This window comes from Micromonospora sp. R311 (genome assembly GCF_056780015.1).
In genome coordinates, this window is the sequence record NZ_JBSWCE010000043.1 from 50,487 (window position 1) to 68,052 (window position 17,566).

The 17,566-nt window shown below is 72.4% G+C and carries 16 protein-coding genes and 1 pseudogene; 12 read left to right on the forward strand and 5 right to left on the reverse strand.

Annotated elements, in window-relative coordinates; translation table 11 throughout:
- Positions 1-48: 48 nt before the first annotated feature.
- Both AC1WTP_RS29190 and AC1WTP_RS29195 read right to left on the reverse strand, forming a co-directional pair.
- Positions 49-999 carry a permease prefix domain 1-containing protein gene (locus AC1WTP_RS29190; RefSeq protein WP_481652451.1) on the reverse strand — a complete coding sequence of 317 codons (951 nt, stop codon included), beginning with the start codon at positions 997-999 and terminating at the stop codon, positions 49-51.
- Complete coding sequence (locus tag AC1WTP_RS29195; protein ID WP_481652452.1) at positions 996-1,337, reverse strand: PadR family transcriptional regulator; 342 nt, start codon at positions 1,335-1,337, stop codon at positions 996-998. The genes AC1WTP_RS29190 and AC1WTP_RS29195 overlap by 4 nt, the downstream gene beginning before the upstream one ends.
- Positions 1,338-1,739: 402 nt before the next feature.
- Here AC1WTP_RS29195 and AC1WTP_RS29200 point away from each other — a divergent pair, with 402 nt between their 5' ends.
- Positions 1,740-2,921, forward strand: coding sequence for a chymotrypsin family serine protease (locus AC1WTP_RS29200; RefSeq protein ID WP_481652453.1), 1,182 nt, complete (start codon positions 1,740-1,742; stop codon positions 2,919-2,921).
- 71 nt (positions 2,922-2,992) lie between these two features.
- Here the strand turns inward: AC1WTP_RS29200 and AC1WTP_RS29205 are convergent, their stop codons facing one another.
- A complete protein-coding gene (locus AC1WTP_RS29205; protein WP_481652454.1) occupies positions 2,993-3,610 on the reverse strand; it encodes a hypothetical protein in 618 nt (205 codons plus the stop codon).
- Between the two features lie 191 nt (positions 3,611-3,801).
- Between AC1WTP_RS29205 and AC1WTP_RS29210 the strand changes: the two are divergent.
- The 3 genes and pseudogenes from AC1WTP_RS29210 to AC1WTP_RS29220 all read left to right on the forward strand — a co-directional run.
- Positions 3,802-4,365, forward strand: a pseudogene (locus AC1WTP_RS29210) (serine/threonine-protein kinase); the annotation flags it as partial.
- A 68-nt stretch (positions 4,366-4,433) separates the two neighbouring features.
- On the forward strand, positions 4,434-5,231 hold the full coding sequence (locus AC1WTP_RS29215; protein WP_481652469.1) for a serine/threonine-protein kinase: 798 nt from the start codon (positions 4,434-4,436) through the stop codon (positions 5,229-5,231).
- A 67-nt stretch (positions 5,232-5,298) separates the two neighbouring features.
- Positions 5,299-5,640: a VOC family protein gene (locus AC1WTP_RS29220; RefSeq protein WP_481652455.1), complete on the forward strand. Its 342-nt coding sequence runs from the start codon at positions 5,299-5,301 to the stop codon at positions 5,638-5,640.
- A gap of 21 nt (positions 5,641-5,661) precedes the next feature.
- On the opposite strand, the gene AC1WTP_RS29225 is transcribed toward AC1WTP_RS29220, so the two are convergent.
- Both AC1WTP_RS29225 and AC1WTP_RS29230 read right to left on the reverse strand, forming a co-directional pair.
- The gene (locus AC1WTP_RS29225; protein ID WP_481652456.1) at positions 5,662-6,201 is read right to left on the reverse strand and encodes a hypothetical protein; all 540 of its coding nucleotides are present in this window, start codon (positions 6,199-6,201) and stop codon (positions 5,662-5,664) included.
- The gene (locus AC1WTP_RS29230) at positions 6,194-6,859 is read right to left on the reverse strand and encodes an RNA polymerase sigma factor (RefSeq protein WP_481652457.1); all 666 of its coding nucleotides are present in this window, start codon (positions 6,857-6,859) and stop codon (positions 6,194-6,196) included. Before AC1WTP_RS29230 ends, AC1WTP_RS29225 begins: the two co-directional genes overlap by 8 nt.
- Positions 6,860-6,972: 113 nt before the next feature.
- On the opposite strand from AC1WTP_RS29230, the gene dnaE reads away from it, so the two are divergent.
- The 8 genes from dnaE to AC1WTP_RS29270 all read left to right on the forward strand — a co-directional run bounded on the left by dnaE (position 6,973) and on the right by AC1WTP_RS29270 (position 17,302).
- The gene (gene dnaE / locus AC1WTP_RS29235) at positions 6,973-10,503 is read left to right on the forward strand and encodes a DNA polymerase III subunit alpha (protein ID WP_481652458.1); all 3,531 of its coding nucleotides are present in this window, start codon (positions 6,973-6,975) and stop codon (positions 10,501-10,503) included.
- 165 nt (positions 10,504-10,668) lie between these two features.
- Positions 10,669-11,247, forward strand: a complete 579-nt coding sequence (locus AC1WTP_RS29240; RefSeq protein ID WP_481652459.1) for a hypothetical protein — start codon at positions 10,669-10,671, stop codon at positions 11,245-11,247.
- Positions 11,248-11,358: 111 nt separating this feature from the next.
- Positions 11,359-12,396, forward strand: a complete 1,038-nt coding sequence (locus AC1WTP_RS29245; protein WP_481652460.1) for an aminotransferase class V-fold PLP-dependent enzyme — start codon at positions 11,359-11,361, stop codon at positions 12,394-12,396.
- Between the two features lie 261 nt (positions 12,397-12,657).
- Positions 12,658-13,419 carry an ABC transporter ATP-binding protein gene (locus tag AC1WTP_RS29250; RefSeq protein WP_481652461.1) on the forward strand — a complete coding sequence of 254 codons (762 nt, stop codon included), beginning with the start codon at positions 12,658-12,660 and terminating at the stop codon, positions 13,417-13,419.
- Positions 13,406-14,098 (forward strand): ABC transporter ATP-binding protein, encoded by a 693-nt coding sequence (locus tag AC1WTP_RS29255; RefSeq protein ID WP_481652462.1) that lies wholly within the window; start codon positions 13,406-13,408, stop codon positions 14,096-14,098. Before AC1WTP_RS29250 ends, AC1WTP_RS29255 begins: the two co-directional genes overlap by 14 nt.
- A gap of 48 nt (positions 14,099-14,146) precedes the next feature.
- Entirely contained in the window at positions 14,147-15,400 is a 1,254-nt protein-coding gene (locus AC1WTP_RS29260) for an ABC transporter substrate-binding protein (RefSeq protein WP_481652463.1), read from the forward strand.
- Between the two features lie 7 nt (positions 15,401-15,407).
- Complete coding sequence (locus tag AC1WTP_RS29265; protein WP_481652464.1) at positions 15,408-16,289, forward strand: branched-chain amino acid ABC transporter permease; 882 nt, start codon at positions 15,408-15,410, stop codon at positions 16,287-16,289.
- Positions 16,286-17,302: a branched-chain amino acid ABC transporter permease gene (locus AC1WTP_RS29270; RefSeq protein ID WP_481652465.1), complete on the forward strand. Its 1,017-nt coding sequence runs from the start codon at positions 16,286-16,288 to the stop codon at positions 17,300-17,302. Before AC1WTP_RS29265 ends, AC1WTP_RS29270 begins: the two co-directional genes overlap by 4 nt.
- Positions 17,303-17,566 lie beyond the last annotated feature (264 nt).

Genomic DNA, 17,566 nt, shown 5'->3' on the forward strand with positions numbered 1-17,566 from the left:
GGCGCGGCCCGGCACCCCCGTGGGTGCCGGGCCGCGACGGTCGTGCGGTCAGTGCCGGTTGCGGTACGCCTTGATCGCGCTGTCGACGGTGTCCCAGAGCACGACCAGCGCCGTGCCGGCGACCACGACGGTGGCGACGGTGTCCAGGTTGTCGGCCTCGCCGAGCCACTCGAAGCGGTTCACGAAGTCGGGGTTGAGCAGCCGGTCGGTCGACATCAGCCAGATCACCGGCACCGCGAACGCCAGGTTGAGCACCGCGTTCACCGCGACCAGCGGCCAGGTCCAGCGGCCGGCCCGGTACTTGGCGATCTCCAGGCCGACGGTGGCGACCAGCACGGCGATCAGGAACGGCAGCCAGAAGCCCCACAGCGCCGGGTCGAGGATCGGCAGGTTGTCGTCGCCGTCGGCGGGAACGAACGACCGGAAGTGCTGCATCGGCAGGTAGGCGATGAAGAGGGCCAGGAAGCCGATCGCGGCGGCGGTGTCGGTCAGGGTGATCTGCCGGTCGACGGGCCCCTCCGGCAACTGGTCGACGCTCCACTCGGGCAGGTGCAGGGCGGTGCTGGTGCGCTCCAGCACCGCGAAGACCAGGGTGACCCAGAACGCGATGTGCAGGGCCACCGTGAGGGCGGTGGCGATGCCCTCGCCGACCGCCCCGCCGGGGTTCTCACCGTCGGTGGCCGCCAGCAGCCCGACCACGATGCCGACCGTGGCCGGCACGAAGCTGAGCAGGAGCTTCAGCAGCCGCTCCCAGGCCAGGTAGTAGGTCGGGCCGATGAGCTGCAACCGGCGGTCGGCGTAGCGGGCGGCCAACTGCGCCGGGTCGCCCAGCTCGGTGAGCACCTCCCGCTCGGCGGCGGCGGTGTCCTGCCCGCCGGCCGTGCGGCCCTCGATCATGTCTTCGATCGAGCCGCGCAGCTCGGTGGCGATCTCCTCGCGGCGCGCGACCGGCACCGAGCGCAGGGTGGCGGCGAGGTAGCGGTCGGTCAGGGTGGTCATCGGTCGGCTCCTTCGATCAGCCCGGTCAGGGAGGTCTGCACGGCGGCCACGTCGGTGAGGAGTCGGGCCAGCACCGACTCACCCTCCTCGCTGGTCCGGTAGAACTTGCGCGGCCGGCTCTCCTCGGTGTTCCACTCGCTGGTCAGCAACCCCTGCTCCTCCAGCCGCCGCAGCAGCGGGTAGAGCGTGTTGGCGTCGACCGGGAAGCCGTGGTCGGTGAGGCGTTGCAGCAGCGCGTAGCCGTAGTCGGGGCGGCGCAGGGCGACGAGGCTCGCCACCACGACCGTGCCCCGGCGTAGCTCCTGGAGGTGGGTCCGGAGGATCTCATCGCTCACCATGCATCACACGATACTGTGTGACACACACCGTTGTCCAGCTCCATATCATCGTGCTGGCTCATCATGATGTGGCTCGGCCCGGCGGTGTCGTTGGGTGCTCTTTACATCGCTCTCCGTTGTCCGTAGAGTTCGGCGCACGTCAATATCTTTGGCGGCAGGATCATCACGGGGGATCCATGTCTTGTCGATCGCGCGCAACCGGCTCTGCTGACTGACGAGTCGACGTCGGCCAGCCGGCGGCCGCCCCTGCGGGCGTCTTCGCTGCTTCCAGTCCGCATACCGGCGCTTCCTCGCCCAGGCCGGGCGGAAGGCTGCCGTCACGACGGCTCCGACCAGCGGAGGTCATCCCGTCGTCCCCTGTGTGTCCCTGTCCAGCGGTGCTCTGCTGAAAGGGAGCCGTACATGCGAAGAAGGGCATTGCCCGCCGCACTCCTGGTGTTCGCCCTGTTCGCCGCCGTCGGTGTCGCGCCGACGGCGGCCAGTGCAGCGGCGAGCCGCGCCACCCCGGCGCTGAGTGAGGACCGGTTGATGAAGGCCACCGCGCTGGCCCAGGACGCGTGGCGGGTGGCACACGACGACAGCCGGTTCGCCGGGCACTGGGTCGACCCGGAGGGCCGGGTGCACGTCTCCTACCAGGGACGGGCCGCGTCGGCGGCGAGTGCGGCATCGGTCCGGTCGATCTCCGGTGACGTCGTCGTGCACGAGGAGGCCCGGTACACCTACCGCGAGCTGGTGAATCGCCGCGACCGGGTGAGCGACCACGTGGCGGCGCTACGGCGGTCCGGCATCCGGCTGGTCGAGTGGGGGCCCCACGAGTCCACCAACACACTGCGCCTCGGGGTGGTCAAGCCGTCCGAGGCCACGGTGCGGACGCTGCGGGAGATGTTCGGCGCGGACATCGAGGTCGAGGAGGTTCCGGAGCCGGCGCAGGACGCGCTCTTCTCCCGCTGGGACGACTTCTCGCCGTGGACCGCGGGCGCCGAGCTGAACGACGGCCGCTCGTCGTGCACCATCGGCCCGGGCATCCGACGCAACGGGGTGAGCTACTTCCTCACCGCGGCACACTGCTTCGCCAACGGCGCCTACCTCTACAACGGTTCGGAGTACGTCGGTCGGAAGAACTGGATCGACACCCGCGACCGCGGGACGGACACGGCGATCGTCACCGGCACCGGTTCGGCGACGATGTTCGTCACCGACACCAGCATCCAGGGGATGTCCTCCTCGCCCTGGACGTCGGCAGAGGGCTCCGGCGTGTGCTTCAACGGCGCCTTCAGCGGCGAGGTCTGTGGCGGACTCACCGTCATCAAGACGAACTACTGCACCGACATCACCGGTCGGCTGACCTGTGGCACGGCGACCGCCGGACGGGACGGGGTGGCGGCCGCCGGGCACGGTGACAGCGGCGGGCCGGTGCACATCGTCAGCCCTCGCTGGGCCTACGCCGGCACCATCGTGGGCGCGGCGAGCCCGCTGTTCGCCTGTCCCCGTAACAACCCGAGCGGTACCCGGGGATGCTCCTCCTGGGTCCGTTTCCAGATGATCGGCCCCGTGCTGTCGTACTGGAACGCGACCCTGCTCTGACCCGGGCCCGTCCCGGCGGCGGGCGGTGGCCGATCGGCCACCGCCCGCCCGTGCAGTTCCCACCCAGAGGTTCAGCAGGCGGCGCCCTGCCGGAAGGTGCGCTCGACGTAGGACGCCGGGCCGACCTGGAAGTAGCCGACACCCGGCCGGATCGGGTGGCCGGTGAACAGCTCGACCCGGGACCCGAAGCGGACCAGGTAGGCCGTGGCGTCCCCGGCGTTGTTGCTGATCAGCGCGCCGCGCGGGCCGTAGATCCGCTCCAGCTCGGCGAAGGACATGCCGACCGCCGCCCCGGCGGGCGAGCGCGGCGGCGCGGTGGCGGTGCCCACCTCCACCAGGCGGCCGTGCCGGAAGGCCAGCAGGATCACGCCGGCCCACTCGCCGGTGGCGCCGGCGTGCACCACCCCGGCGCAGCCGGGCGCGGTCCAGTCGATCCGGCCGGTGGCGACGAGCCGGTCCAGCCGGGCGCCGATCCGGTACGGGCCGGTGCCGCGCACGCCGAGCACCTCGACCTGTGCCGGCCGGGCCGCGGTCACCCGGGCGACCGGCTGGGTGGTGGCCGTGTGGGCGGGACCGGTGGCGGTGGCGGTGCGGCCGGCGTCGGGCCGGGCGACGGCCGGGGCCGCGACGGTGCCGATCGTGGCGAGGGCCAGCGCCCCCGCGACGACGACGGACGAGAGTCGGTTCATGGTGGGTTCTCCTCCTGGGTGCGGTGTCTCCTGTCCTGTTGGTCTCCGGCCGCACCGGATCGGTTCGTCGGGTTCCCGACCCGGCGCCGGACGCGGCGCGGCCGGCCGGTCGGGGAGTGCCGCCGGCCGGGCCGGCCGTCTACGGTCGAGGCGGAGGCTCCGCCGGAGAGGCGGATCGCGGAGGTGGCGCCATGACCGCTCCGGTGCGGATCGGCTCCTACCGGATCGAGCGGCTGCTCGGGGCGGGGTCGTTCGCGACGGTCTGGCTCGGGCACGACCCGGTGCTCGACTCCCGGGTGGCGATCAAGGTGCTGGCCGAGAACTGGAGCCACGACCTGCGGGTGCGGGAACGTTTCCTGGACGAGGCCCGGCTGCTGCGGCGGCTCGACCACGACCGGCTGGTCCGGGTGCACGCGGTGGGCGAGCTGCCCGACGGCCGGCCGTACGCGGTGCTGGCCTGGGCGGACGGCGGCAGCCTGCGGGACCGGCTGGCCGGCGGCCCGTTGCCGGTGGCGTCGGCCGTGGACCTGCTCGACGAGGTCGCGGCCGGGGTCGCCGTGCTGCACCGGCACGGGGTGGTGCACCGCGACGTGACGCCGGGCAACATCCTGTTCCGGTCCGGCCCCGGCGGCGAGCGGGTGCTCGTCGCCGACCTGGGGCTGGCCAAGGCGCTCGCCGCCGCCTCCGGGCTGACCGCCCGGGCGGGCACTCCCGGCTACATGGCCCCCGAACAGGACGACCCGCTCGCCGTGGTGGACACCCGCGCCGACGTGTTCGGGCTGGGCCGGCTCGGCGTGACGCTGCTCTGCGCGACCGGCGCGGCGTGCCGGTCCGGCCGCGCCCCGGCGTCCCGCCGGCGGTGGTCGCGGTGCTCCGCCGGGCCACCGCGCACCGCCCGGCCGACCGCTACCCGGACGCGGCAACCTTCCGCGCCGCGCTGCGGACCGCTTCCGCGCGGTCCCGCCGCGACCGAGCCGCCGCGACGTGGTCCGGGCCCGGCGAATCCGCGTCGGAATCCGGGCTCGACGGATCCGCCGGGGGGACGCCGGCTGGCCCGCCGTCCGGGGTGGGCCGGCGCCGGGCCGGGCTGGTCGCGGCGGGCGTGCTGGTGCTCGTCACGCTGGGCGGGGCGGCCGGCGACGCGGCCCGTCCGGGTCGCGCCCGCGACGCCACCGCGAGCAGCGGTCCGGTCACGGTCACCCTGCCAGCGGGCTGGCGGGCCACCGGCACCGGCTGGGCCGGCCGGTACGGCGACGACGGCGACCTCGAACCGGCGTTGGTCATCTCGCCGGACCCGGCCCGCTGGGCGGCCGACCCCGGCGTGCCGGGAGCCTTCGTCGGCCTCTCCGCCGGCCTCGCCCGGCGGACCGGCCCCGAGGGCTTCCTCGCCGAGCGGCCGCACGCCGACTGCGCCGCCGCGCCGGTGCGGCGTGCCCGCCTCGGCGGGGTGGACTGGGTGGTGGCCGGGTACGCCTGCCCGCGCGGCCGGCCGGTGATCGTCGAGGCGGCCGGGCTGGCCGGTCCGGCCGGCCTGCTCTACGTACAGGTGGTGCCGCCGCCGGATGCGGGGACGGACTTCGTCGACGCGCTCCTCGCCGAGGTGCGGGTACGGGACGACTAGACGCGCCAGCCCGGGTGGCCCGCCGGCGTCCCCCGGACGAGGCCCGCCGTCCGACTAGCATGGCGGGATGGCAGTCGACCTGTTCGCGGGGATACCGGTCAACGACTACCCCGCGGCGCTGGCCTGGTACGAGCGGCTGCTCGGCGCCCCGCCGTCGTTCCTTCCGCACGACACCGAGGCGGTCTGGGAACTCGCCGAACACCGGTTCGTCTACATCGAACAGCGGCCCGACCGTGCCGGCCACGCGATGCACGCCGTCTTCGTCGACGACCTCGACTCCCGGGTGGCCGCGATCGCCGGGCGGGGACTGGAGCCGGCGAACCGGGAGACCTACTCGAACGGCGTACGAAAGATCACCTATGTCGATCCCGACGGGAACGAGATCGGCTTCGGCGGAGGCCCACGCTGACCCGGACCGCCCCCGGTCGTCCTACACCACCACCACGGTGATGGTGTGCTCCCGGCCGTCCTGCGGGATGGTCACCGCCACGGTGCCGGCCCGCACGAAGCGGATGTCCACCACTCCCGCCTCGTAGTGGCGGGAGACCAGGTCCTCCCGGTCCACGGTGACCAGGCCGGGCCCGATGCCCTGGATGCGCAGCACCGCGCCGGCCGCGAAGCAGAGGGACCTGATCAGTTCCAGCTCGGTCTCGGCGAGGACGATGTCGTAGCGGATCGGGCCGTGGCAGGCGTTCGTCGGTGACGGCGTGCGGGTACCCCTGCTCCGGGTCGTGGACGCGGGCCCGACCGGCGCGGGACGCCGGCTCGTCGGCGCGACGGTCGACGGGCCCGGCGGGGTCGGCGGGGTGGTGCCGGCGGCCGGGCCGGTCGGGGTGGCGCTGGCGGCGACCGGTGCCGGCGGCTGGACGGGCAGCGGCGAGACGGGGGTGTCGCCGCCACACCCGGTGACCCCCGCGACCACGGCGAGGACGGCCGCGGCGAGCGGCCCGCACGCCCCGCTCCTACTCATCGGCCAGCCGCTGCCGGACCTGCTGGCGGGCCAGGTGGACCCGGGACTTCACGGTGCCCTCCGGCACGTCGAGCAGGTCGGCGATCTCGCGGTAGCTCAGCTCCAGCACGTCGCGCAGGGTGACCACCTCGGCCAACTCGGGGCGGACCGCGTCGAGCGCGTCGAGCAGGTCGAGCCGGGTGCCGGCGACCACGCTGGTGCGCCGCGGGTCGGGCCGGTCGGGCAGCGGCACCCCGCCGGCCTCGACCAACCAGCGCCGCCGCAGCACCCGGTAGGTGGAGCGGGCCCGGTTGGCGGCGAGCCGGTAGAGCCAGGTGTGGAACGACGAGCGCCGCTCGAACCGGCTGATCCCCCGGGCGAGCGCGAGCAGGGTGTCCTGGCACGCCTCCTCGGCGTCCTCGCGGTGCGGCAGCAGGCGGGCGCAGAGCCGCAGCACCTCCGGCCGTACCGCCACCAGCAGCGCGTCGAGCGCCGCCGGGTCGCCACGTGCGGCCGCGCCGGCCAGGTCCTCGATCCCGTCCGCGAGGGGCATCCGCTCGTCCAATGCTCGCCGGTATCCGCCGTCGTTCCAGGCTAGGGCCGGCGGCGCGGTGGCGGCGAGAGCGAGTCCGGCAGCCGACTGCGCGGCCGGTCGCCGGGGGCCGTCGAAGAGATCCACACCACGGCCCCGCGGGTCGCCCGCGCGGCTGCTGGAGCCGCCCGGCGCGGCGGGGATAGGGTAAGCGGACCGACCTCGACCATCCCATGATCCGACCCCGGGGGGCGCTCCGCATGGGCGATTCGTTCGCGCATCTGCACGTGCACACGGAGTACTCGATGCTCGACGGCGCCGCCCGGCTCAAGGATCTGTTCGCCGAGGTCAGCCGGCAGGGGATGCCGGCGGTGGCGATGACCGACCACGGCAACATGCACGGCGCGCACGACTTCTACAAGCAGGCGATGGCGGCCGGGGTCACCCCGATCCTGGGCATCGAGGCGTACGTGGCGCCGGAGTCGCGCTTCCACAAGCAGCGGGTCAAGTGGGGCCGGCCGGAGCAGAAGAGCGACGACGTCTCCGGCAGCGGCGGCTACACCCACAAGACGATCTGGGCGCGGAACAAGACCGGCCTGCACAACCTGTTTGCGCTGACCTCCCGCGCGTACACCGAGGGTTTCTTCGTCAAGTGGCCGCGGATGGACGCCGAGCTGATCGCCGAGTACGCCGACGGCCTGATGGCCACCACCGGCTGCCCCTCCGGCGAGGTGCAGACCCGGCTGCGGCTGGGCCAGGAGGCGCAGGCGCTGGAGGCGGCGGCCAAGTACCAGGAGATCTTCGGCCGGGAGAACTACTTCCTGGAGCTGATGGACCACGGCCTGGACATCGAGAAGCGGGTCCGCGACGGCCTGCTGGAGGTCGGTCGCAAGCTCGGCATCCCGCCGGTGGTCACCAACGACTCGCACTACACCCACGAGGCCCAGTCCGAGTCGCACGACGTGCTGCTCTGCGTGCAGACCGGCAGCAACATCGCCGACCCGAACCGGTTCAAGTTCGGCGGCAGCGGCTACTACATCAAGTCCGCCGACGAGATGCGCGGCGTGGACGGCTCCGACGTGTGGCTGGAGGGCTGCCGCAACACGCTGCTGGTGGCCGAGAAGGTCGACCCGACCGGGATGTTCGAGTTCCGCAACCTGATGCCGCGCTTCCCGGTGCCGGAGGGCGAGACCGAGGAGTCCTGGTTCCGCAAGGAGACCTTCGCCGGGCTGGCCCGCCGCTACCCCGAGGGCATCCCGGAAGGGCACGTCAAGCAGGCCGAGTACGAGCTGGGCGTCATCATCCAGATGGGCTTCCCGTCGTACTTCCTCGTGGTCGCCGACTTCATCCAGTGGGCCAAGAGCCAGGGCATCGCGGTGGGCCCGGGCCGTGGCTCCGCCGCCGGCTCGCTGGTGGCGTACGCGCTGGGCATCACCGACCTCGACCCGATCCCGCACGGGCTGATCTTCGAGCGGTTCCTCAACCCCGAGCGCGTCTCGATGCCGGATGTCGACATCGACTTCGACGAGCGCCGGCGCGGTGAGGTCATCAAGTACGTCACCGAGAAGTGGGGCGAGGACAAGGTCGCCCAGATCGCCACCTTCGGCACGATCAAGGCGAAGGCCGCGATCAAGGACTCGGCCCGGGTGCTCGGCTACCCGTACGCGGTGGGCGACCGGATCACCAAGGCGATGCCGCCGGCGGTGATGGGCAAGGACATCCCGCTGTCGGGCATCTTCGACCCGAAGCACCCGCGCTACGCCGAGGCCGGCGAGATCCGGGGCCTCTACGAGTCCGACCCGGACGTGCGCAAGGTGATCGACACCGCCCGCGGCATCGAGGGGCTGATCCGGCAGACCGGCGTGCACGCGGCCGGCGTGATCATGTCCGCCGAGCCGATCATCGAGCACATCCCGTTGATGCGCCGGGACGCCGACGGGGCGATCATCACCCAGTTCGACTACCCGACCTGCGAGTCGCTCGGGCTGTTGAAGATGGACTTCCTCGGCCTGCGCAACCTCACCATCATCGACGACGCGCTGAAGAACATCGCCCTCAACCACGGCACCACCGTCGACCTGCTCAAGCTGCCGCTGGACGACAAGCCGACGTACGAGCTGCTGGCCCGCGGCGACACCCTCGGCGTCTTCCAGCTCGACGGCGGGCCGATGCGCTCGCTGCTGCGGCTGATGAAGCCGGACAACTTCGAGGACATCTCCGCGGTGCTGGCGCTCTACCGGCCCGGCCCGATGGGCGCCAACTCGCACACCAACTACGCGCTGCGCAAGAACGGCCTCCAGGAGATCACCCCGATCCATCCGGAGCTGGCCGAGCCGCTGGAGGAGATCCTCGGCCCCACCTACGGCCTGATCGTCTACCAGGAGCAGGTGCAGCGCGCCGCGCAGGTGCTCGCCGGCTACAGCCTGGGCAAGGCCGACCTGCTGCGCCGGGCGATGGGCAAGAAGAAGAAGGAGGTCCTCGACAAGGAGTTCATCCCGTTCCGCGACGGCATGCGGAGCAACGGCTACTCCGACGAGGCCATCCAGACCCTCTGGGACATCCTGGTCCCGTTCGCCGACTACGCCTTCAACAAGGCGCACACCGCCGGCTACGGGCTGGTGTCGTACTGGACCGGCTACCTCAAGGCCAACTACCCGGCCGAGTACATGGCGGCGCTGCTCACCTCCGTCGGCGACGACAAGGACAAGATGGCGCTCTATCTGTCGGAGTGCCGGCGGATGGGCATCCAGGTGCTGCCGCCCGACGTCAACACCTCGGCCGGGCCGTTCACCCCGGTCGGCAAGGACATCCGGTTCGGCCTGGCGGCCATCCGCAACGTCGGCGCGAACGTGGTGTCGGCGATCATGCGCTGCCGGCAGGAGAAGGGCGACTACACCGACTTCTACGACTTCCTGTCCAAGGTGGACGCGGTGGTCTGCAACAAGAAGACCATCGAATCGCTGATCAAGGCCGGGGCGTTCGACTCGCTCGGGCACGCCCGCAAGGCGCTGCTCGCGGTGCACGCGGAGGCGATCGACGCGTACGCCGGGGTGAAGCGCAACGAGGCCGCCGGCCAGTACGACCTCTTCGGCGCCGGCTTCGGCGACACCGACACCAGCAGCAACGTGGCGATGCCGGTGATCGGCGACGGGGAGTGGGACAAGCGGGACAAGCTGGCCTTCGAGCGGGAGATGCTCGGCCTCTACGTCTCCGACCACCCGCTGTTCGGCCTGGAGCACGTGCTCGGCGCGGCCGCCGACTGCACCATCGCCGCGCTCTCCGAGGAGGGCACCGTTCCGGACGGCGCGGTGGTCACCCTCGCCGGCATCCTCTCCGGCGTGCAGCGCCGGGTCACCAAGCAGGGTCGAGCCTGGGCCTCGGCCACCCTGGAGGACCTCGCCGGCGGGGTGGAGACGCTCTTCTTCCCGAACACCTACGAGGTGATCGGGCAGTACATCGCCGAGGACGCCATCGTGGTGGTGAAGGGGCGGGTGGACCGCCGCGACGACACCCCGCGGATCATGGCGATGGACATGTCCATGCCGGACGTCAGCACCAGCGCGGCCAACAAGCCGGTCACCCTCACCATCCCGGTGACCCGGTGCACCCCGCCACTGGTCGAGCGGCTCAAGGAGACCCTGGTGCTGCACCCGGGCGACGCCGAGGTGCACGTCAAGCTGCTCAACGGCAGCAGGACCACCACCCTGCGGCTCGGCCCGTTCCGGGTCGCGGCCACCACCGCGCTGATGGCCGACCTGAAGAGCGTCCTCGGCCCCGCCAACGTCAGCTGACCCGGCCCGCGGGCGCGCCCATCCTGCTGGGCGTTCCGCTGCCCTGTCTGCCGCCCAAGATCGCGCAACATCCTCGACGTAGTGCCCTCCCGTCGCGGGGAAGCCACTACTCCCTGGTTCCAGCGCGGTCTGGTTCCAGCGCGGTCCTGGCCGGATTCGCGGTCGTTGCCCCTGTTGGTGGGGCAGCTCGACAGGACCCGGGCAGCCGGACCGGACCCGGGGAAGGCGTCGGGCGGGTGCGGCGGGCCGGCACGTGGGGCCGGCGGGGATCGGGCAAGATCGGGAGGTACTCTCGACCGCGCGCTGCTGCCCGCCGGCATCCGGGCCGTCGCGGAGGCGCTGGACTGGGCGGCCGACGGCGACCCGGTCGACTGCGTGGTGCTGGTCGGGCTGCACCGGGCCAACGGCTGGGCGGACCGGCTCGACGGGCGGTTCGCCCCCTTCCTCGCCGTCGAGCAGCTCGGCCCGCCGGGTGACGACCCGCTGCTGGTGCTGCACGAGGCGGCGCACGTGCTGCACGACCGGCTCGCCGCGATCCGCGACCGACCCCCGCACGCGTACTTCCTGATGCGGGACTCGCCGCTCGCCGGCGACCTGCCGAAGCGCTGCGGCTACCTGGTCGGGCTGGCGGTGCTACGCCGGCTGCGCGCCGAGCACCCGCTGGCCGACCTCGCCCGCTGGCCGCTGGACCGGGCCGTCGACGAGGTCCGCCGCAGCCTGCGCGCCCTCCGCGCCGCCGCCTGACCCCGCCCGGTCGGGACGCCGAGGGCGCCGCCCCATCCGGTCGGCCAGCGTGGGCCGCGAGCGGCGGATTGGCCGTGCCGCCGGGCGGCGGTGGTGGCTAGCGTCGGCGGGGTGGAGATCGAACAGGCGCAGAAGTTGTGGCAGCCGCAGCCGGGTTGGCTGAACACCGCCAGCTACGGGCTCCCGCCCGAGCCGGCCTGGACGGCGGTGCAGGAGGCGCTGGCGGACTGGCGGGTGGGGCGTACCTCGTGGGAGGGCTGGGGGGAGGCGACCGAACGGTCCCGGGCCGCCTTCGCCGGCCTGGTCGGGGTGCCGGTCGCCGACGTCGCGACCGGCAGCGTGGTGTCCCAGTTGCTGGCCCCGGTCGCCGCGGCGCTGCCGGCCGGCGCGACCGTGGTGGTGCCCGAGGTCGAGTTCACCTCCAACCTCTTCCCCTGGCTGGTGCAGGCCGAGCGCGGGGTCGAGGTGCGCACGGTGCCGCTGGCCGGGCTGGTGGACGCCATCGACGCCGACACCGACCTGGTCGCGTTCAGCCTGGTGCAGTCCGCCGACGGCGCGGTGGCCCCGTACGACGAGATCGTGGCCGCGGCCCGGGCGCACGGCGCGCTGGTGGCGGTGGACGCCACCCAGGCGTGCGGCTGGCTGCCGTTCGACGCGGCCCGCGCCGACGTGGTCGTGGTCGGCGCGTACAAGTGGCTGATGGCGCCGCGCGGCACCGCCTTCGCCTACCTGGCCCCCGAGCTGCGCGACCGGCTGCGCCCGGACGCCGCCGGCTGGTACGCGGGCGAGGACCCGCACGCCTCCTACTACGGCCCGCCGCTGCGGCTGGCCGCCGACGCCCGGCGGTACGACATCTCACCGGCCTGGTTCAGCTGGGTCGGCACCGCGCCCGCCCTCGACCTGCTCGCCGAGATCGGCGTGCCCGCCGTGCACGCGCACAACGTGGCGCTGGCCAACCGGTTCCTGGCCGGGCTCGGCCGCCCACCCGGTGAGAGCGCCATCGTCACCGTCGAGGTGCCCGGCGCGCGGGAGCGGCTGGAGCGGGCCGGCGTGCGGGCCGCGGTGCGGGCCGGCCGGGTGCGTGCCTCGTTCCACCTCTACTCCACCGCCGACGACGTCGACCTGGCGCTGGACGCCCTGACCGGGTGACCGGGAACGCTCCCGCGGCGGTCGCCGTGGGAGCGCCACATGCCGGAGCGTCACCACCCGACCTACTGATCGGGCTCGATGACCCCGAACCCCGGCCGAACCGGCCGGGGGTGGTGGACGAACCCGGTTCGATGCGGGGGAATATGTGGGTGATCGACATGGCTCGACTCACACACCCGGCCGTAGGTTTCCTGCACGCGACGGCCATGTGACCGTGGTCACCGACCGGACCGTCGCGCCGAACCTGCGGAGGATGTGGCGATGGCCGGGCAAGCGCTCCTGTCAGCTCGCGGGCTGACCCGCGACTTCCGGGGCTTCCGGGCGGTCGACGGCGTCGACCTCGACGTGGCGCCGGACAGCGTGCACGCGCTGGTCGGCCCGAACGGGGCCGGCAAGACGACCCTGTTCAACCTGCTCACCGGCTTCCTGAAGCCCAGTGGCGGGCGGATCGAGCTGGCCGGGCGGGACGTGACCGGGCTGCCCCCGGAGCAGGTCGCCCGGCTCGGCGTGGCCCGCTCCTTCCAGATCACCAGCCTCTTTCCGCAGCTGAGCGCCCGGGAGCACGTCGAGCTGGCGCTGCAGAGCCCGAGCGGGCTCGGCTGGCGGTTCTGGCGCTCGTCGGCGCTGATGCGGCGGTACACCGACCGGGCCACCGAACTGCTCGGCATGGTCGGGCTGGCCGAGCTGGCCGAGGCGCCCGCCGAGGCGCTCGCCTACGGCCGCAAGCGGGCGCTGGAGCTGGCCATCGCGCTGGCCCTGGACCCGAAGGTGCTGCTGCTCGACGAGCCGACCGCGGGCATGGGACTGGAGGACGTCGACCGGACCGTCGACCTGATCGCCCGGGTCCGGCAGGGCCGGACCGTGGTGATGGTCGAGCACAACATGAGCGTGGTCGGGCGGCTGGCCGACACGGTGACCGTCCTGCAGGCCGGCAAGGTCCTCGTCGAGGGTCCGTACGAAGAGGTCCGCGCCGACGAGCGTGTGATCACCGCCTACCTGGGAGCCGCTGATGCTGCGCATTGAGAACCTGTCGGCCTGGTACGGCGAGGCGCAGGTGCTGCGGGAGGTCAGCCTGGAGGTGGGGGCCGGCGAGGTGGTCACCCTGGTCGGCCGCAACGGCGCCGGCAAGTCCACCCTGCTGCGCTGCGTGATGGGGCTGCACTCCGGCCAGCGCGGCACCGTGGAGCTGGACGGGCGGGACGTCGGCAGACTCCCGGCGCACCGGCGGGCGCGGCTCGGGCTCGGTTGGGTCCCCGACGACCGGGGCAGCTACGCCACGCTGACCGTGACCGAGAACCTCACCCTGCCGCCGACCGTCGGCCCGGACCCGTGGTCGCTGGAGCGGGTGTACGAGGCGTTCCCCGCCCTCTACGAGCGGCGGGACTCGGCCGCCACCATGCTCTCCGGCGGTGAGCAGCAGATGCTCGCGCTGGCCCGGGTGCTGCGGATGGGCGCCCGGCTGCTGCTCTGCGACGAACCGACCGAGGGGCTCTCGCCGCTGCTCGTGCAGCAGGTCGGCGACCTCCTGCGGGAGGCCAAGCGGCACGGGGTGACCGTGCTGCTGGTGGAACAGAACCTGCACTTCGCCACCGGCGTCGCCGACCGGCACTACCTGCTGGCCGAGGGGCGCATCGCGGAGGCGATGGACAACTCCGAGGTGCGGTCGCGGGAGCGCGAGCTCCTGTCGTACCTCGGCATCTGATGATTCGACGACCGACCCCGCGCGGCGCGCGGACGAAAGGAATTGGGCATGCGTAGGACGGTGGGTGTGGCCGCCGCTTCGGCGGCCGCGATGGTGTTGGTCGCCGGCTGCGGCGGCGGTGGTCCCCAGTCGGGCGGGGACGAGAAGCTGACCGGGGGCAAGATCGTGCTGGGCGTGCTGAACGACCAGTCCGGGGCGTACTCCGAGCTGTCCGGGAAGAACTCGGTCAAGGCCGTGGAGATGGCCATCGCCGACTTCAAGGCCAAGCACGGGGACAAGGCGATCACGACCGACATCACCGTCGAGACCGCCGACCACCAGAACAAGCCGGACGTGGCCAACAGCAAGGCCCAGGAGATGTACGACCGCAAGGGCGTCGACCTCATCCTCGACGTGCCCACCTCGTCGGCGGCGCTGAAGGTGGCCGACGTGGCCAAGGAGAAGAAGAAGCTCTACTTCAACATCGGCGCCGCGACCACCGACCTGACCGGCAAGAGCTGCAACAAGTACACCTTCCACTACGCGTACGACACGTACATGCTGGCCAACGGCACCGGCAAGACCACCACCGAGCAGGTGGGGAAGAACTGGTACATCCTGTACCCGAACTACGCCTTCGGTCAGGACATGGAGAAGAGCTTCACCGCCGCCATCACCGCGGCCGGCGGGAAGGTCGTCGGCAAGGACGGGGCGCCGTTCCCGAACACCAGCGGCGACTTCTCCACCTTCCTGCTCAAGGCGCCGACGCTCAACCCGAAGCCGGACGTGCTCGGTACCATGCAGGCCGGCGCGGAGCTGGTCAACGTGGTCAAGCAGTACAACGAGTTCAAGCTGCGGGACAAGGGCGTCGGGCTGGCGGTCGGCCTGATGTTCATCACCGACATCCACTCGCTCACCCCGGCCGCGCTCGCCGGCACCACCTACACCGACGCCTGGTACTGGAACTTCGACCAGCAGAACCGGGAGTTCGCCGACCGGTTCCAGTCCGAGACCGGCACCCGGCCGTCCTTCGCGCACGCGGCCAACTACTCCGCCGCGACGCAGTACCTGGAGGCCGTGCAGGCCGCCGGCAGCGACGACGCCGACACGGTGGTCAAGGGGCTGGAGGGCAAGGAGGTCAACGACGTCTTCCTGCGCAACGGCAAGATCCGCGCCGAGGACCACCGGGTCATCCACGACGCGTACCTGGCGCAGGTGAAGCCGCAGTCCGAGGTCACCGAGCCGTGGGACTACGTCAAGGTGCTCAAGACCATCCCCGCCGCCGAGGCGTTCGCCACGCCGTCGTCGGCGTGCAAGATGTGACGGGCCGATGACCGGCTTCCTGCAGAACACGTTCAACGGGTTGGTGAGCGGGGCGTTCTACGCCCTGCTCGCCCTCGGGCTCGCGGTCATCTTCGGCATGCTGCGAGTGGTCAACTTCGCCCACGGGGCGTTCTACATGCTCGGCGCCTTCGGCGCGTACGTGCTGCTCAGCGAGGCGGGCGTGCCGTTCTGGGCGGCGCTGGTGATCATGCCGGTGGGCCTCGGCCTGCTCGGCATGGCGCTGGAGCGGGCGTTCATCCACCGGCTCACCCGGCTGGACCCGCTCTACAACTTCCTGCTCACCTTCGGGTTGACGCTGATCCTGCAGGACCTGGTGAAGCTCCGGTACGGCGTGCAGTCCAGCCCGTACGCCACCCCGTCCGCGCTGAGCGGCTCGGTCGACTTCGGGCTCTTCGACTTCCCCACCTACCGGGTGTTCATCCTCGGCTTCGCGGTGGCCGTCTGCGTCGGCGTCTGGTGGGTGCTCACCCGCACCCGGATCGGCATGGTGGTCCGGGCGTCGACCGAGCGGCCGGAGCTGACCCGGGCGTTCGGCATCAACGTCGGGCGCTGGGTCACCCCGGTCTTCGGGTTCGGCATCGGCCTGGCCGGGCTGGCCGGCGTGCTCGCCGCGCCGATGCGGGCGGTCAACCCGCTGATGGGCGCCGACCTGATCATCGTGGTCTTCGCCGTGGTGGTGATCGGCGGGCTGGGCTCGATCTTCGGCTCGGTCGCCGCCGGTTTCGGCATCGGGCTGGTCCAGGCGTGGGGTGAGGCGTACCTCTCGGAGTTCCCGATCGTGTCGCAGACGATCGTCTTCATCGTGATGGCCGTGGTACTGCTCTGGCGCCCGGCCGGGCTGTTCGGCCGTGAGGAGGCACCGGCATGACGAGCACTGTGGACACCTCGGCCGACGCCGCGCGTCCGGCCGCGCCGGCCGGGCTGCTCACCGTCGCCCGCGCGCCCGGCTGGGTCCGGTACGCGCTGCTCGCCGTCGGGCTGCTGGTGGCGTTCTGGCTGCCCAACGGGCTCTACCCGGCGGTCGCCGTGGACATCCTCTGCTGGGCGCTGTTCGCCGTCGCGGTGGACCTGCTGCTCGGCTTCACCGGCCTGATGTCCTTCGGGCACGCCGCGTTCTGGGGCACCTCGGCGTACGTCACCGGCCTGGTGGCGATCCACGTCGGGCTGCCGTTCCCGGCCGCGGTGCTCGCCGGGGCCCTCGCGGCGGCGGTGCTCGCGGTGCCGATCGGCTACCTGGCGGTGAAGCGGACCGGCATCTACTTCGCCATGGTCACGCTGGCTTTCGCGCAGATGGTCTACTACGTCGCCAACGAGTGGCGCTCGGTGACCCAGGGCGAGAACGGCCTCCAGGGCGTGCCCCGCGAGCTGTTCGGGCTGGACCTGACCGACGACTACTACTTCTACTACGCGATCCTGCCGATCGTGCTGCTCGGTCTCCTCGCCGCCTGGCGGATCGTGAACTCGCCGTTCGGCCGGGTGCTGGTCGGCATCCGCGACAACCCGGCCCGGGCCCGCGCCCTGGGCTACCCGGTGCACCGGTACAAACTGACCGCGTTCGTGCTCTCCGGCTTCATCGCCGGGCTCGGCGGCGGGCTGTTCGCGGTGGGGCACCGCTTCGTCTCGCTGGAGGTGCTGCACTGGACCACCTCCGGCAAGGCCGTCATCGTGGTGGTGCTCGGCGGGATCGGCACGCTCTGGGGCGGGGTGCTCGGCGCGGCCGTCGTGGTGCGCCTGGAGGACTGGCTGTCGTTCTCCGGCTTCGAGACGATCGGTCTGGTCACCGGCGGCATCTTCGTCCTCGTCGTGCTGCTGTTCCGGCGCGGCATCTGGGGCAGCGTGGCCGCCCTGGCCGCGCGCTGGTGGGCGTCCCGCCGCCGCTGACCCGGGCCCGGCGCCCGGCGTTCGGCTGCGGGTACGCCGCTGGCCGGCACCCGTGTCGGGTGCCGGCCAGCGGTTCAGGTCCTGCCTGTGCGGTTGTCAGTTGTTCCAGTGCTTGGCAACCAGGTCGGCGGCCTGCTGCTCCCACTGGGCGTAGTGGAACGGGTAGGCCGACACCTGCACGGTCTGGGCGGCCTTGGTCAGCGGCATGTCCTGCCACCCGTCGACCTGCTTCAGACCCTTCAGGAACGCCGTCGTCGAGTACTC

Excerpts from the sequence above, each read along its gene's own strand:
- AC1WTP_RS29220 (WP_481652455.1), top strand. The coding sequence starts at position 5,299 with ATGGCAGTCGACCTGTTCGCGGGGATACCGGTCAACGACTACCCCGCG.
- AC1WTP_RS29205 (WP_481652454.1), bottom strand. The coding sequence starts at position 3,610 with ATGAACCGACTCTCGTCCGTCGTCGTCGCGGGGGCGCTGGCCCTCGCC.
- AC1WTP_RS29195 (WP_481652452.1), bottom strand. The coding sequence starts at position 1,337 with ATGGTGAGCGATGAGATCCTCCGGACCCACCTCCAGGAGCTACGCCGG.
- AC1WTP_RS29255 (WP_481652462.1), top strand. The coding sequence starts at position 13,406 with ATGCTGCGCATTGAGAACCTGTCGGCCTGGTACGGCGAGGCGCAGGTG.
- AC1WTP_RS29265 (WP_481652464.1), top strand. The coding sequence starts at position 15,408 with ATGACCGGCTTCCTGCAGAACACGTTCAACGGGTTGGTGAGCGGGGCG.
- AC1WTP_RS29270 (WP_481652465.1), top strand. The coding sequence starts at position 16,286 with ATGACGAGCACTGTGGACACCTCGGCCGACGCCGCGCGTCCGGCCGCG.
- AC1WTP_RS29225 (WP_481652456.1), bottom strand. The coding sequence starts at position 6,201 with ATGAGTAGGAGCGGGGCGTGCGGGCCGCTCGCCGCGGCCGTCCTCGCC.
- AC1WTP_RS29260 (WP_481652463.1), top strand. The coding sequence starts at position 14,147 with ATGCGTAGGACGGTGGGTGTGGCCGCCGCTTCGGCGGCCGCGATGGTG.
- AC1WTP_RS29190 (WP_481652451.1), bottom strand. The coding sequence starts at position 999 with ATGACCACCCTGACCGACCGCTACCTCGCCGCCACCCTGCGCTCGGTG.
- dnaE (WP_481652458.1), top strand. The coding sequence starts at position 6,973 with ATGGGCGATTCGTTCGCGCATCTGCACGTGCACACGGAGTACTCGATG.
- AC1WTP_RS29250 (WP_481652461.1), top strand. The coding sequence starts at position 12,658 with ATGGCCGGGCAAGCGCTCCTGTCAGCTCGCGGGCTGACCCGCGACTTC.
- AC1WTP_RS29200 (WP_481652453.1), top strand. The coding sequence starts at position 1,740 with ATGCGAAGAAGGGCATTGCCCGCCGCACTCCTGGTGTTCGCCCTGTTC.